Consider the following 13,020-nt stretch of genomic DNA (forward strand, 5'->3'; position numbering starts at 1 on the left):
ACGATGACGACCACGCAGTCCAAGCCGAGCCAGTTCGGGTGGCTGGTGAACGACTTCGCCGAGCGGGTCACCGGTGTCGCGCACGCGGTGGTGGTCTCCGCGGACGGGTTGCTGCTGACGTCCTCGTCGCGGCTCCCGATCGACCGCGCCGACCAGCTCGCGGCGGTCGCCTCCGGGGTGATCAGCCTGACCCAGGGCGCGGCCCGCTGCTTCGAGGCGGGCGCGGTCAAGGAGACCGTGGTGGAGATGGAGCGCGGCATCATGCTCCTGATGGCGATCAGCGACGGTTCCTGCCTGGCCATCCTGGCCGCCCCCACCTGCGACATCGGGCAGGTCGCCTACGAGATGACCCTGCTGGTCGACCGGGTCGGGCAGATCCTCACCCCGGAGCTGCGGGCCGCGCTGCAGGGCTCCTCCGGCCGGATGGTCCGGCAGCCTGCGTGAGGCCGGCATGAACGACATCCCCGACGCGGGCTTCGCCGAGCTGCTGAACGGCTTCACGTTCGGCGGCCAGGACCGGCGCAGGCCGCCGCGCACCGAGGTGGTGGCCCCACCCGACCCGCCGCCGGTCCCCGAGCGCGGCGCGGTGGAGCCGCAGTGGCCGGGCACCGAGCCGGAACCGGTGTTCGCCCCGGAGCCGGAGTTCGCCCCGGAGCCGCAGGAGCAGTCGTCGATCGTGCGGCCCTACGCCTGGACCAGGGGTCGCACCCGCTCCACCTTCGAGCTGCGGGTGGAGACCATGGTGTCCACCAGCGACCGGGCCGCCGACGCGGTCGCGTTCGCCGAGTCCGAGCACCGGGCGATCGCCAGGCTGTGCCACGAGCCGCGGTCGGTCGCCGAGGTCGCCACCCTGATGGGCGCCCCGCTGGGCGTCGCCAAGGTCCTGCTGGGCGACATGGCCCAGCTTGGGCTGGTCACCGTGCACAAGACAGCCACCGGTGGCGCCAACCGCGCGCACCTGGTGTTGATGGAAAGGGTACTCAGTGGACTCCGTCGGCTATGAGGACGCGGCGGCCCCGACGCTGACCTCGGTCAAGATCGTCGTCGCCGGTGGCTTCGGCGCGGGCAAGACCACCTTCGTCGGTGCGGTGTCGGAGATCGTCCCCCTCACCACCGAGGCGGTGATGACCAGCGCCAGCACCGACATCGACGACACCACGGCCACCCCGGAGAAGACCACCACCACGGTGGCCATGGACTTCGGCCGCGTCTCGCTGGACTCCGACCTCATCCTGTACCTGTTCGGCACCCCCGGCCAGCAGCGCTTCTGGTTCATGTGGGACGACCTGGTGCGCGGCGCGATCGGCGCGGTGGTCCTGGCCGACACCCGGCGCCTGGCGGACTCCTTCTCCCCGATCGACTTCTTCGAGGAGCGCGAACTGCCCTACGTCATCGGCCTCAACTGCTTCGACGGCGTCCTCAACCACGACCTCGAAGAGGTCCGCGACGCCCTCGCCATCTCCCCGGAGGTCCCCATCATCGCCTGCGACGCGCGGGACCGGGCGAGCGTCAAGCAGACCCTCATCACCATGGTCGAGTACGCCATGCAGCGCTGGGTCACCCTGCACGGCGCGGGCGTCTCCTGACCGGGTGACCCCGGCGGGCCGGGGGAGCGGACCCCGCCGACCGGGGTCTGCCGCCGGGTTCACCCCACGCGGGAGCGCAGGGCGACCAGGCCGGTGACGAACGCCTCCAGGGCCAGTTCGAAGCTCTCCGCGTCGATCTCGTCGGCGTGGTCGCGGAGGCGGTGGGCCTGGTCGAGGTGGGGGTAGCGGTCCACGTAGACCTGCACGTCGGCTTCGAAGCCGCGGGAGAACGACGACATGGCCGCGCCCAGGACGAGGTACTTGGTGGAGGCGCCGATCATCGTCGCGTAGCGGGGCGGCCAGCCCGCGCGGACCAGGCCGCCGTGGACGGCGTCGGCGCGTTGCAGGGCGGTTTCCCGGCGGGCGGGGCCCGCGGCGAGGACGGGGACGAGGTTCGGGTGGGCGGCGAGGGCCGCGCGGTAGGAGCGGGCCCAGGTGCGCAGGCCCGCCTGCCAGTCCGTCCCGGCGAAGTCGGAGACGTCCACCGCGGACATGACCGAGTCCGCGATGTCCTGGAGGAGTTCGTCCTTCGTGCGGTAGTGGCTGTAGAGCGACGCCGCCTGCACGCCGAGCCCGCTCGCCAGCTTGCGCATCGACAGGCCGTCGAGACCGGCGGCGTCGACGACCTGCAGGGCGTGCTCGCGGATGCGCGTGCGGCTCAGCAGCGGTGTGGTCGGCCGTGGCACTGGTTCGCTGTCTCCCGGGTCACGCCCGCGCCCTGTTGCACCGGGGTTGGCGGCATCCTATCCTGACTAAACCTAACACCGTATGGTTTAGCGACGGGAGACGGAATGGATCTGGCCCTCACCGGCGAGCAGCAGGCGCTGTGGGACCTCGCCAGGGACTTCATCGACCGCGAGGTCGTGCCCCACTCGCGCGAGTGGGACCGGCGCGAGGCGGTCGACCGCGACATCGTCGGCAAGCTGGGCGCGGTCGGTTTCCTGGGTATGACCATCCCGGAGGAGTACGGCGGCTCCGGCGGCGACAACCTCAGCTACTGCCTGATGATGGAGGAGCTGGGCCGCGGCGACTCGGCGATCCGGGGCATCGTCAGCGTCTCCCTGGGCCTGGTCGGCAAGTCCATCGACAAGTGGGGCACCGAGGAGCAGAAGCGGCACTGGCTGCCGCGCATCTCCTCCGGCGAGTCGCTGGCCTGCTTCGGCCTGACCGAGCCCGACACCGGCTCCGACGCGGGCAACCTGTCCACCAAGGCCATCCGCGAAGGTGACGACTACGTCATCACCGGCTCGAAGATGTTCATCACCAACGGGACCTGGGCCGACGTCGCCCTCGTCTTCGCCCGCACCGGCGGGCCCGGCGCCAAGGGCGTCAGCGCCTTCCTGGTGCCGACCGACGCCGCGGGCTTCGAGCACCGCGAAATCAAGGGCAAGCTGGGCCTGCGCGGCCAGTCGACCGGTGAGCTGATCCTCGACGGCGTGCGCGTCCCCGCCTCCGCCCGCCTCGGCGACGAGGGGGTCGGGTTCAAGATCGCCATGACCGCGCTGGACAAGGGCCGCATGTCCGTCGCCGCCGGGTGCGTCGGGCTGGCCAAGGGCGCGCTGGAGGCCAGCGTCAAGTACGCCCTGGAGCGCACCCAGTTCGGCAAGCCCATCGCCGGCTACCAGCTCGTGCAGGAGATGCTGGCCGACATGGCGGTCAACACCGACGCCGCCCGGCTGCTGGTGTGGCGGGTGGCCGACCTGATCGAGCGCGGCCAGCCCTTCGGCACCGCCGCCTCGATGGCCAAGCTGTACGCCAGCGAGAACGCCGTCACCGCCGCCAACCTCGCCATCCAGGTCTTCGGCGGCTACGGCTACCTCGACGAGTACCCGGTGGCGAAGTACCTGCGCGACGCCCGCGTGATGACCCTCTACGAGGGCACCACCCAGATCCAGAAGCTGCTGATCGGCCGCGCGCTGACCGGCATCAACGCCTTCGTGTGAGGAGCGAGCCGTGGATTTCTCCCTGAGTGAGGAAGAGCAGTCGGTCCGCGACTGGGTGCGCACCTTCGTGCGCAAGGAGATCCAGCCGCTGGAGCAGGAGGTGCTGCGCCGCGAGCGCGCCAACCAGCCCGGCCTGACCCACGACGTCCTGGTGGAGTTGCAGGACAAGGCCAAGGCGTCGGGCTTCTGGGGCGTGCAGACGCCCGAGGAGTACGGCGGCATGGGCCTGGGCGCGGTGATGTCGGCGCTGCTGGAGGCCGAACTGGGCCGCTCGTTCGTCCAGTTCCGCTTCGGCGGATACGCCGACAACATCCTCTACTACGCCAACGACGAGCAGAAGCAGCGCTACCTGCTGCCCACGCTCTCCGGTGAGCGCCGCTCCTGCTTCGCCATCACCGAACCCGGCGCGGGCTCCGACGCCAGGGCGATCCGCACCAGCGCCCGCCAGGACGGCACCGACTGGATCATCAACGGTGAGAAGACCTTCATCACCGGCGGCAACGAGGCCGACTTCACGATGGTCTTCGCGGTTACCGACAAGGAGAAGGGCGCCAATGGTGGCGTGACCTGCTTCCTGGTCGACCGCGACCAGGGGTGGCGCTCGGAGTACATCGACACCATGGGCGAGTGGGGCCCGGCCGCGCTGGTCTTCGAGGACGTCCGGGTGCCGAAGGAGAACATCCTCGGCGAGGTCGGCCGCGGCTTCGAGCTGGCGATGAAGTGGATCGGCCGCGGCCGGTACATGCTGCCCGCCCGCGCCCTGGGCGCCTGCGAGCGCCTGGTGGAGATGGCGGTGGAGCACGCCAACACCCGGGTCACCTTCGGCGAGCCGATCGCCAACCGCCAGGCCATCCAGTGGATGATCGCGGACTCCGCCGTGGAGATCGAGGCCCTGCGCTGGCTGGTGCTGCACGCCGCCTGGGTCGTCGACCAGGGCGGGGACTCCCGGCACGTGCAGTCCATCGCCAAGCTCTACGGCGGGCAGAAGGCCAACGAGATCGTCGACCGCGTCCTGCAGATCCACGGCGGGATGGGCTACACCCGGGAACTGCCGGTCGAGCGCTGGTACCGGGAGCTGCGGCTGCTGCGCATCTACGAGGGCACCGACGAGATCCAGCGCCGCACCATCGCCCGCAACATCCTCAAGGGCCACGCCAGCATTTCCGGCACGCTGGGCTAAGACGCAGCTCACCCCCCGTGCTCCGCCGGTGTGGTGGAGCATGGGGGCCTGCCACCGCGGCGACACCACCCACAGCAGCAACAGATCCGAGGAGCGACATGGTCAGGGCAGCCGTTCTGTCCGAGCAGGGCAAACCGCTGGAGGTCACCGACATCGTGCTGCCCGAGCCGGGGCCCGGCCGGGTGCGGGTGAAGGTCGTCGCCGCGGGGGTTTGCCACTCGGACCTGTCGCTGTCCAACGGGACCCTGCGCCAGCCGGTCCCCGCGGTCCTCGGCCACGAGGGCGCGGGCGTCGTCACCGCTGTCGGCGACGGTGTCACCCGGGTGGCACCCGGCGACCACGTGCTGCTCAACTGGGCGCCGCCGTGCCGCGAGTGCTGGTTCTGCGACAACGGCGAGCCGTGGCTGTGCGCGCACAACTCCGACGCCGCGGCGGTCCCGCACGGCACCCTCGCCGACGGCACCGACCTCTACCCCGGCCTGGGCGCGGGTGCCTTCGCCGAGGAGACCATCGTCCCCGAGCGCGGCGCGGTGAAGATCCCCGACGACGTGCCGCTGGAGCAGGCCGCCGTCCTGGGCTGCGCGGTCCTCACCGGCGCGGGCGCCGTCTTCAACACCGCCAAGGTGCGGCCGGGTCAGGCCGTGGTCGTCGTCGGCGTGGGCGGCATCGGCCTGTCGGTGCTCCAGGCGGCGCGGATCGCGGGCGCGGACCCGATCATCGCCGTCGACGTGCACGCCGAGAAGGCCGAACTGGCCACGGCCCAGGGCGCGACGCACTTCCTGGTGTCCGACGAGACCACGGCGAAGGCGGTCCGCAAGCTCACCGGCGGTCGCGGCGCCGACGTCTCCTTCGAGTGCGTCGGCATCCCCGCCACCATCCGCACCGCCTGGTCGGCCAGCCGCCGCGGCGGGCACGTGGTGGTGGTCGGCGTGGGCAGCGCCAAGGCGATGGTCGAGTTCAGCGCGCTGGAGCTGTACTGGCAGGGCCGCAGCCTCACCGGCTGCCTGTTCGGCTCCACCGACCCCGACGTCGACGTCGCGCTGCTGCTCGACCTCGTCGCCGAGGGCAAGCTCGACCTGGACGGCCTGGTCACCACCACGACCGACCTCGACGGCGTGGAGCAGGCCTTCGAGGACATGCGCCGGGGCAAGGGCGGCCGGACGCTGATCCGCTTCTGAACACCCGTCCTCGGAGCCGGGTGTCCGGCTCCGAGGACGCGGTCCTCAGCCCATCGGGCAGCCGCGCAGCCCCGCCGGGATGGCCAGCGGGGTGGCGCGACCGCCGGTCAGCATCCGGGCGCTGGTCTTCAACAGCACACCGCCCGCCTTGTCCAGCACAGCCCGCGCCACCCGGTTGTTGTCCTCGGCCCGCTCCAGCGCCCGCAGCGCCCGCACGCCGCCGCCGACCACGCGGTTCCAGCCGGGGGAGTTCGGGACGTCCACCATGTCGGCGATCTCGTGGCCGATGGTCTGGCGCACCATGGCGGGCACCACCCCGTCGAACGCCCGCCCCGGCACGAAGTCCTGGTACAGCGCGAGGATCTGCGCGGTCAGCTCGGTGCCCTCCGGCGACGGGCTGAAACCGCCGTCGAGCAGCACCGCGTTCAGCTCGTCTGCCTCGGCAAAGGTCTCCGGCAGCACGTCCTCCCGGATGCCCAGCATCGCCCCGGCGACCCGCCACACGTGCCAGTAGTCCTCGGCCTCCACCTCGGTGACCGACACCCCGATCCGGCGCATCCCGTGCACCACCCGCACCGAGAAGATCAGCAGCGCGCCGAGCAGGTCGCGCTGGCAGACCGGGACGCCGTCGGCGGCCGTGTCCCAGCCGGGGGAGTGGGAGAGCATGTAGCGGACCGCGGCGTGGATGAGGCGGGTCTTCTGGATGGTCGGCACGAAGGCGCCGCCGTCGCCGAACGGGTCCACGGCCATCATGTTCAGCACGAACTGCGAGGTCTCGGCGAGCCTGCGGTGCGGCTGGTTGAGCCGGTGGGTGGCGGTCAGCACCTTCGCGGGCACCTCTTGGGCGTAGCACTCGACCATCGCCCCGTAGGACAGCACCGACGCCACGTGCGCGCCGTCGTCGACGAAGAACTCCCGCGCCCCGGCCACCCGGTCCGCGTCCAGCCAGGCGGGCGGCACGTCGGTGGCGACTAGGTACTCGCGCACCCGCGGCGGCAGGTTCTCCGGGATGGTCTGGGCGTTGCCGCGGAACTCGGACAGGACCGCGTTGACCCGGTCGATCTCGCCGGTGGTCATCAGGTCCTCGATGACGGTGTCGGCGAGGGGGTCGCCTTCGTGGCGTAGCGCGTTCAGTCTTTCGGTGGTCAGCACCAGCGGAGTGTAGGCGCAGTGTGACTGGCTGCACGTTCCCTCTATGGAGTGATCCGCTGCACGCGGGTCGTTGTTGCCAGGCAATGGCGTTAGCACCCCCTGCGCAATAGGCTCGGCCGGTCCCGTCCCCGCCCTGGAGGTGCCATGACCACCTCGGTCGCCATGCACATGAGCGACGGCCTGCTGAACTCGCCGACCACCCTGCTGTTCATCGGCGTGGCCGTGGTCGGGGTGGGGTTCGCGGCCGTGCGCGCCCGCGCCGACCTCGACGACCGCACCGCCCCGATGGCCGGGCTGGTCGCCGCGTTCGTCTTCGCCACCCAGATGCTCAACTTCCCCGTGCTCGCGGGCGTCTCCGGGCACCTGCTCGGCGGGGCGCTCGCGGCGATCCTGGTCGGGCCGTGGGTCGGCGCGCTGTGCGTGTCGATCGTGCTGGTCGTGCAGGCGCTGGTGTTCTCCGACGGCGGGCTGAGCGCGATCGGCGCCAACATCACCAACATGGCCCTGATCGGCACCGCGGCGGGCTTCCTCGTCGCGCTGGGCCTCAAGCGGTTCGCCGCGCGCGGCCGGGCCGGGCTGGTCGCGGTGGCGTTCGTGGCCGCGCTGGTCAACACCGTGGTCGCCTCGCTCGGGTTCGTGCTGGAGTTCGCCATCGGCGGCGACGCGGCGTTCGACCTGGGCACCGTGGCCGCGACCATCCTCGGCGTGCACGTGCTGATCGGGATCGGCGAGGGCATGATCACCGCGCTGACCGTCGGCGCGGTCGCGGCGGTGCGGCCGGACCTGGTGTACCTGTTGCGCGGCACCCAGAAGCCGCTGGAGCTGCGCGGGAAGGCGGCGGCATGACCACGAACCCCAGGCGCAACACCGGTTTCCTGCTCGGCTTCCTGCTGATCGCGCTCGTGCTGGCGGGCGGGGTGTCCTACTTCGCCGACTCCAACCCCGACGGCCTCGACCACGCCACCCTCCAGGGCTGCGAGGTCCGGGAGACGCCGGAGGGCGAGGAACTGCTCGGCGACTGCATCGCGCGCAACGCCCAGGACCACAAGCTCGCCGACAGCCCGTTCGCCGACTACGCGGTCAACGGCGACGAAGGGCTTTCCGGGGTCGCCGGGGTGCTCGGCGTGGTGGTGACGCTCGTGCTCGCGGGCGGGCTGTTCTGGGTGCTGCGCAAGCGGCCCGCGAAGCAGTAGCGGTGGGTGCGGGTCACGCGCACCTGCTGCACCGCCCCGGCGACACCGCCGTGCACCGGCTGCCCGCGCAGGTCAAGGTCGTCGCCGCGCTCGCCGTGGTGCTGTGCGTGGTGTCCACCCCGCGCGGGGAGTTCGCGGCGTTCGGGCTGTACCTGCTGCTGCTGGCCTGCGTGTGGGCGCTCGCCCGCGTCCCGCCGGGGTGGCTGGCGAAGCGGGCGCTGATCGAGGCGCCGTTCGTCGTGCTGGCCGTGGTGCTGCCGTTCACCGCGGGCGGGCCGACCGTGGGGCTGCTGGGGCTGCGGCTGTCGGAGACCGGGCTGCTGGCGGGCTGGAACATCCTGGCCAAGGGCACCCTCGGCGTGCTGGTGTCGCTGACCCTGTCGGCCACCACCTCGCCCCGGGACCTGCTGGTCGGGTTGCAGCGCCTGCGGGTGCCCGCCCTGGTGATCACCATCGCCACGCTCATGCTGCGCTACCTGGAGGTCATCTCCGCCGAGGCGGCCCGGATGCGGGTCGCCCGCATCTGCCGCGGTCACGACCCGCGCTTCCTGTGGCAGGCCGGGGCCACCGCCCGCGCCGTCGGCACCCTGTTCATCCGCAGCTACGAGCGCGGCGAACGGGTCCACCTGGCGATGGTCTCGCGCGGCTGGACCGGCACCATGCCCGACGCCGGGCGGGCCGCCGCACCCCGGACCTGGCTCGCGGGCCTGGTCCCCGCGGTGGGCGCCGCGCTCGTCCTGGGGACCACACTGTGGGGGTGATGCCGGAGACCGCCGCGGATGACACCCCGACCACCCATCCGCCCGCGCTGCTGGTGGAGGGCCTGGCCTACGCCTACCCCGACGGGCACCAGGCGCTGTTCGGCATCGACCTGCGGGTCGAGCCGGGGGAGCGGGTCGCCGTGCTGGGCCCCAACGGCGCGGGCAAGACCACGCTGGTGCTGCACCTCAACGGCGTGCACACCCCCGGGGCCGGGCGGGTGGCGGTCGCCGGGCTGCCGGTGGCCAAGGCGAACCTGCGCGAGGTCCGCCGCCGGGTCGGCATCGTCTTCCAGGACCCCGACGACCAGCTCTTCATGCCGACCGTCCGCGAGGACGTCGCGTTCGGGCCCGCCAACTTCGGCCTGCGCGGCGCCGAACTCGACGCCAGGGTGGCCGCGGCGCTGGCCGCGGTCGGCATGGCCGAGCACGCCGACCGCTCGCCGATGCACCTGTCCGGCGGGCAGCGGCGGCGGGTGGCGCTGGCCACGGTGCTGGCCTGCGACCCGGAGGTCCTCGTCCTCGACGAGCCCTCGGCGAACCTGGAGCCGGTCGCCCGGCGCGAACTCGCCGAGGTGCTGCTGGGCCTGGGCCGCACCACGCTCATGGTCACCCACGACCTGCCCTACGCGTTGCAGTTGTGCCCGCGCAGCGTGCTCGTCGACGAGGGCGTGGTGGTCGCGGACGGCCCCACCCGGGAGCTGCTGGCCGACACCGCGCTGCTCGCGGCGCACCGGTTGGAGCTGCCGTTCGGCTTCAGGCTGGACTGACCGCCCGTCCGCCGGTTAGGTTGAGCCCACACAAGCGAATATCGGGCCGTCACGAGCCAGGACGGGAGAGCCTCCAGCGCGAGCTGGGGCACCGAAGGAGCAAACTCCCCGGAATCTCTCAGGTACAGCTACCGTCCCAGGCCAGGCCACTCTGGAAAGCAGGCGCGTCCGCGCCTCACCCACGGTGCAAGCCGCCCCCGGGCGGTGAAGCTCTCAGGTCACATGACAGAGGGGGAGTTCCCGATCCGGAAGCGGAGGAACTCCTGCATGCCCGCGCTCGTCCCCACCCCGGCCACCGCGCCGCCCCGCCCCCGGTTGTCCACAGGACCCGGGCGACAGCGGGCGGAGTTGTCCACAGGCCGCACACCTCTCGCCCCGAACTCGCGCCGTCCGTGCCACGCTGATTGTGGACGGTTGAGCACCCCCGCCCGGCCGAAGGAGAACGGACTCCCATGAGCACACCCTCCCCGCTGCACGCGGTGCACGAGGCCCTCGGCGCCTCGTTCACCGACTTCGCAGGCTGGGCGATGCCCCTGCGCTACGGCAGCGAACTGGCCGAGCACAAGGCGGTGCGCACGGCTGCGGGCCTGTTCGACCTCAGCCACATGGGCGAGATCGAGCTGACCGGCCCGGAGGCCGCCGCCGCCCTGGACTACGCCCTGGTGGGCAAGCTGTCGGCGGTGAAGCCGGGCCGCGCGCGCTACACCATGATCTGCGCCGAGTCCGGCGGCGTCCTCGACGACCTGGTGGTCTACCGGCTCGCCGAGGACCGGTACCTGGTCGTGGCGAACGCCTCCAACGCCGCCCTGGTGGCCGCCGAACTGGTCTCGCGGGCCGCGGCCTTCGACGTCGAGGTCGTCGACCGCTCCGCGCAGACCGCGCTGATCGCCGTGCAGGGGCCGAACTCGGCGGCGATCGTGCGCGAGGTCACCGGCGCCGACCTGGACGCGCTGCCGTACTACGCCGGCGTCGCGGCGACCGCGGCCGGGCACGACGTGCTGCTGGCCCGCACCGGCTACACCGGTGAGGACGGCTTCGAGCTCTACGTCGACGGCGCCCTGGCTCCCGACGTGTGGCGGGCGCTGAGCGCTGCCGGGGAGGGCCGCGGGCTCGTCCCGGCCGGGCTGGCCTGCCGCGACACGCTCCGGCTGGAGGCGGGGATGCCGCTCTACGGCAACGAGCTGACCGCCGAGCTGACCCCGTTCGACGCCGCCCTGGGCCGGGTCGTGAAGTTCGACAAGGGGGACTTCGTCGGGCGGGCGGCGCTGGAGCGCAGGCGCGACGCCGACGTGGAGGACAAGGTGCTGGTGGGCCTGGTCACCACCGGCAAGCGCGCCCCCCGGCCCGGGTACGCGGTGCTCGACGCGGCCGGGAACCGGGTCGGTACGGTCACCAGCGGCGCCCTCTCGCCGACCCTCGGCCACCCGGTCGCGCTGGCCTACGTCCCGGTGGCCGCCAGTGCCCCGGGCACCGCGCTGTCGGTCGACGTCCGGGGTACGGCCCTCCCGGTCGAGGTCGTCGAGCTGCCCTTCTACCAGCGTCCCGCCTAGCAGGAGATCGAGAACGAGATGAGCATCCCGGAGAACCTCGGCTACACCGAGGAGCACGAGTGGGTCGACCTGGGCGGCGACACCGCCACGGTGGGGGTGACGAAGTACGCCGCCGACTCCCTCGGCGACGTGGTCTTCGTGCAGCTTCCCGAGGTCGGCGCCACCGTCGAGGTGGGCGAGGCGTGCGGCGAGATCGAGTCGACCAAGTCCGTCAGCGAGCTGTTCGCGCCGGTCTCCGGCGAGGTCACCGAGGTCAACGACGCGGTGGTGGACAGCCCCGAGCACGTCAACCTCGACCCGTTCGGCGACGGCTGGCTGTTCCGGGTCCGGGTGACCGGCACCCCCGAACTGCTCACCGCCACCGAGTACACCGCGCTGATCGCCGAGACGGACTGAGGGAGACCACGATGAGCACGTTCGCACAGCCGCTGGCCGAGGTCGACCCGGAGGTCTCCGCCGCCGTCGACGCCGAGCTGCGCCGCCAGCAGGACACCCTGGAGATGATCGCCTCCGAGAACTTCGCCCCGCTCGGGGTGCTCCAGGCCCAGGGCTCGGTCCTGACCAACAAGTACGCCGAGGGCTACCCCGGCAAGCGCTACTACGGCGGCTGCGAGCACGTCGACGTGGTCGAGCAGCTCGCCATCGACCGGGTGAAGGCCCTCTTCGGCGCCGAGCACGCCAACGTGCAGCCGCACTCGGGCGCGCAGGCCAACGCCGCGGCGATGGTCTCGGTGCTCAAGCCCGGCGACACCATCCTCGGGCTGGACCTGGCCCACGGCGGCCACCTCACGCACGGCATGAAGATCAATTTCTCCGGCAAGCTCTACAACGTCGCCGCCTACCACGTCGACAAGGAGACCGGCCTGGTCGACATGGCCGAGGTCGAGCGCCTGGCCCAGGAGCACAAGCCGCAGCTAGTCATCGCGGGCTGGTCGGCCTACCCGCGCCAGCTCGACTTCGCCGAGTTCCGCCGCATCGCCGACTCGGTGGGCGCCAAGCTCATGGTCGACATGGCGCACTTCGCAGGCCTGGTCGCCGCTGGCCTGCACCCGAGCCCGGTGCCGCACGCCGACCTGGTCACCACCACCACGCACAAGACCCTCGGCGGTCCGCGCGGCGGGGTGATCCTGTCCACCCAGGAGCTGGCCAAGAAGGTCAACTCGGCGGTGTTCCCCGGCCAGCAGGGCGGCCCGCTCGAGCACGTGATCGCCGCCAAGGCGGTGGCGTTCAAGATCGCCGCCACCGAGGAGTTCGCCGAGCGGCAGCGCCGCGTCCTGGAGGGCGCGCGCATCCTGGCCGACCGGCTCTCCGCGCCCGACGCCGCCGCGGCGGGCGTCAAGGTGTCCTCCGGGGGCACCGACGTGCACCTGGTCCTGGTCGACCTGGTGGACTCGCAGCTCGACGGGCAGCAGGCCGAGGACCGCCTGCACGGCATCGGCATCACCGTCAACCGCAACGCCGTCCCGTTCGACCCCCGGCCGCCGATGGTGACCTCGGGCCTGCGGATCGGCACCCCGGCGCTGGCCACCCGCGGCTTCGACGCCGAGGACTTCGCCGAGGTCGCCGACATCATCGCCGTCGCGCTGCGGCCCGACTTCGACGAGGAAACCAGCTCCGCGCTGCGCGACCGCGTGGCCCTGCTGGTCAAGCGCCGCCCGCTCTACCCCGAGCTGGGCTGAGACGACGGACGCAGGCGGGGGCCGCGATCCG

15 protein-coding genes and 1 riboswitch are annotated in these 13,020 nt (G+C 72.2%); of the genes, 13 read left to right on the top strand and 2 right to left on the bottom strand.

Features of this window, described 5'->3' with window-relative positions:
• Positions 1 to 3: 3 nt before the first annotated feature.
• The 3 genes from DFQ13_RS16585 to DFQ13_RS16595 are packed head-to-tail and all read left to right on the top strand — an operon-like array spanning position 4 to position 1,586.
• A complete protein-coding gene (locus DFQ13_RS16585; RefSeq protein ID WP_035288587.1) occupies positions 4 to 444 on the top strand; it encodes a roadblock/LC7 domain-containing protein in 441 nt (146 codons plus the stop codon).
• Between the two features lie 7 nt (positions 445 to 451).
• A complete protein-coding gene (locus DFQ13_RS16590) occupies positions 452 to 1,003 on the top strand; it encodes a DUF742 domain-containing protein (protein ID WP_052021904.1) in 552 nt (183 codons plus the stop codon).
• On the top strand, positions 984 to 1,586 hold the full coding sequence (locus DFQ13_RS16595) for a GTP-binding protein (protein WP_035288589.1): 603 nt from the start codon (positions 984 to 986) through the stop codon (positions 1,584 to 1,586). Before DFQ13_RS16590 ends, DFQ13_RS16595 begins: the two co-directional genes overlap by 20 nt.
• Before the next feature lie 59 nt (positions 1,587 to 1,645).
• Here the strand turns inward: DFQ13_RS16595 and DFQ13_RS16600 are convergent, their stop codons facing one another.
• The gene (locus tag DFQ13_RS16600; protein ID WP_035288590.1) at positions 1,646 to 2,272 is read right to left on the bottom strand and encodes a TetR/AcrR family transcriptional regulator; all 627 of its coding nucleotides are present in this window, start codon (positions 2,270 to 2,272) and stop codon (positions 1,646 to 1,648) included.
• Positions 2,273 to 2,377: 105 nt separating this feature from the next.
• Between DFQ13_RS16600 and DFQ13_RS16605 the strand changes: the two genes are divergently transcribed.
• The 3 genes from DFQ13_RS16605 (at position 2,378) to DFQ13_RS16615 (ending at position 5,887) form a co-directional block, all read left to right on the top strand.
• On the top strand, positions 2,378 to 3,529 hold the full coding sequence (locus tag DFQ13_RS16605) for an acyl-CoA dehydrogenase family protein (RefSeq protein WP_110080415.1): 1,152 nt from the start codon (positions 2,378 to 2,380) through the stop codon (positions 3,527 to 3,529).
• A 10-nt stretch (positions 3,530 to 3,539) separates the two neighbouring features.
• The gene (locus tag DFQ13_RS16610; protein ID WP_110080416.1) at positions 3,540 to 4,709 is read left to right on the top strand and encodes an acyl-CoA dehydrogenase family protein; all 1,170 of its coding nucleotides are present in this window, start codon (positions 3,540 to 3,542) and stop codon (positions 4,707 to 4,709) included.
• 98 nt (positions 4,710 to 4,807) lie between these two features.
• On the top strand, positions 4,808 to 5,887 hold the full coding sequence (locus DFQ13_RS16615; RefSeq protein ID WP_110080417.1) for a Zn-dependent alcohol dehydrogenase: 1,080 nt from the start codon (positions 4,808 to 4,810) through the stop codon (positions 5,885 to 5,887).
• A 45-nt stretch (positions 5,888 to 5,932) separates the two neighbouring features.
• Here the strand turns inward: DFQ13_RS16615 and DFQ13_RS16620 are convergent, their stop codons facing one another.
• Positions 5,933 to 7,039 carry an oxygenase MpaB family protein gene (locus DFQ13_RS16620; protein WP_233438441.1) on the bottom strand — a complete coding sequence of 369 codons (1,107 nt, stop codon included), beginning with the start codon at positions 7,037 to 7,039 and terminating at the stop codon, positions 5,933 to 5,935.
• A 144-nt stretch (positions 7,040 to 7,183) separates the two neighbouring features.
• On the opposite strand from DFQ13_RS16620, the gene DFQ13_RS16625 reads away from it, so the two are divergent.
• The 7 genes from DFQ13_RS16625 (at position 7,184) to glyA (ending at position 12,989) form a co-directional block, all read left to right on the top strand.
• Positions 7,184 to 7,885, top strand: coding sequence for an energy-coupling factor ABC transporter permease (locus tag DFQ13_RS16625; protein ID WP_110080418.1), 702 nt, complete (start codon positions 7,184 to 7,186; stop codon positions 7,883 to 7,885).
• Positions 7,882 to 8,232: a PDGLE domain-containing protein gene (locus DFQ13_RS16630; RefSeq protein WP_110080419.1), complete on the top strand. Its 351-nt coding sequence runs from the start codon at positions 7,882 to 7,884 to the stop codon at positions 8,230 to 8,232. The genes DFQ13_RS16625 and DFQ13_RS16630 overlap by 4 nt, the downstream gene beginning before the upstream one ends.
• A gap of 2 nt (positions 8,233 to 8,234) precedes the next feature.
• Positions 8,235 to 8,993 (top strand): cobalt ECF transporter T component CbiQ, encoded by a 759-nt coding sequence (cbiQ, locus tag DFQ13_RS16635; protein WP_035288604.1) that lies wholly within the window; start codon positions 8,235 to 8,237, stop codon positions 8,991 to 8,993.
• Positions 8,993 to 9,760: an energy-coupling factor ABC transporter ATP-binding protein gene (locus tag DFQ13_RS16640; protein ID WP_110080566.1), complete on the top strand. Its 768-nt coding sequence runs from the start codon at positions 8,993 to 8,995 to the stop codon at positions 9,758 to 9,760. The genes cbiQ and DFQ13_RS16640 overlap by 1 nt, the downstream gene beginning before the upstream one ends.
• Before the next feature lie 141 nt (positions 9,761 to 9,901).
• Positions 9,902 to 9,999: riboswitch (glycine riboswitch) on the top strand.
• A gap of 213 nt (positions 10,000 to 10,212) precedes the next feature.
• Positions 10,213 to 11,310, top strand: a complete 1,098-nt coding sequence (gene gcvT / locus DFQ13_RS16645; protein ID WP_110080420.1) for a glycine cleavage system aminomethyltransferase GcvT — start codon at positions 10,213 to 10,215, stop codon at positions 11,308 to 11,310.
• 18 nt (positions 11,311 to 11,328) lie between these two features.
• Positions 11,329 to 11,706: a glycine cleavage system protein GcvH gene (gcvH, locus tag DFQ13_RS16650; RefSeq protein ID WP_035288610.1), complete on the top strand. Its 378-nt coding sequence runs from the start codon at positions 11,329 to 11,331 to the stop codon at positions 11,704 to 11,706.
• Between the two features lie 11 nt (positions 11,707 to 11,717).
• Positions 11,718 to 12,989 (top strand): serine hydroxymethyltransferase, encoded by a 1,272-nt coding sequence (gene glyA, locus DFQ13_RS16655; protein ID WP_035288612.1) that lies wholly within the window; start codon positions 11,718 to 11,720, stop codon positions 12,987 to 12,989.
• The last annotated feature ends 31 nt before the right edge of the window (positions 12,990 to 13,020 follow it).

The organism is Actinokineospora spheciospongiae (genome assembly GCF_003182415.1).
GTDB lineage: Bacteria > Actinomycetota > Actinomycetes > Mycobacteriales > Pseudonocardiaceae > Actinokineospora > Actinokineospora spheciospongiae.

Coding starts and splice junctions, on each gene's coding strand:
- DFQ13_RS16585 (WP_035288587.1), top strand. CDS start 4: ATGACGACCACGCAGTCCAAGCCGAGCCAGTTCGGGTGGCTGGTGAAC.
- DFQ13_RS16590 (WP_052021904.1), top strand. CDS start 452: ATGAACGACATCCCCGACGCGGGCTTCGCCGAGCTGCTGAACGGCTTC.
- DFQ13_RS16605 (WP_110080415.1), top strand. CDS start 2,378: ATGGATCTGGCCCTCACCGGCGAGCAGCAGGCGCTGTGGGACCTCGCC.
- DFQ13_RS16615 (WP_110080417.1), top strand. CDS start 4,808: ATGGTCAGGGCAGCCGTTCTGTCCGAGCAGGGCAAACCGCTGGAGGTC.
- DFQ13_RS16625 (WP_110080418.1), top strand. CDS start 7,184: ATGACCACCTCGGTCGCCATGCACATGAGCGACGGCCTGCTGAACTCG.
- DFQ13_RS16630 (WP_110080419.1), top strand. CDS start 7,882: ATGACCACGAACCCCAGGCGCAACACCGGTTTCCTGCTCGGCTTCCTG.
- DFQ13_RS16640 (WP_110080566.1), top strand. CDS start 8,993: ATGCCGGAGACCGCCGCGGATGACACCCCGACCACCCATCCGCCCGCG.
- gcvT (WP_110080420.1), top strand. CDS start 10,213: ATGAGCACACCCTCCCCGCTGCACGCGGTGCACGAGGCCCTCGGCGCC.
- gcvH (WP_035288610.1), top strand. CDS start 11,329: ATGAGCATCCCGGAGAACCTCGGCTACACCGAGGAGCACGAGTGGGTC.
- glyA (WP_035288612.1), top strand. CDS start 11,718: ATGAGCACGTTCGCACAGCCGCTGGCCGAGGTCGACCCGGAGGTCTCC.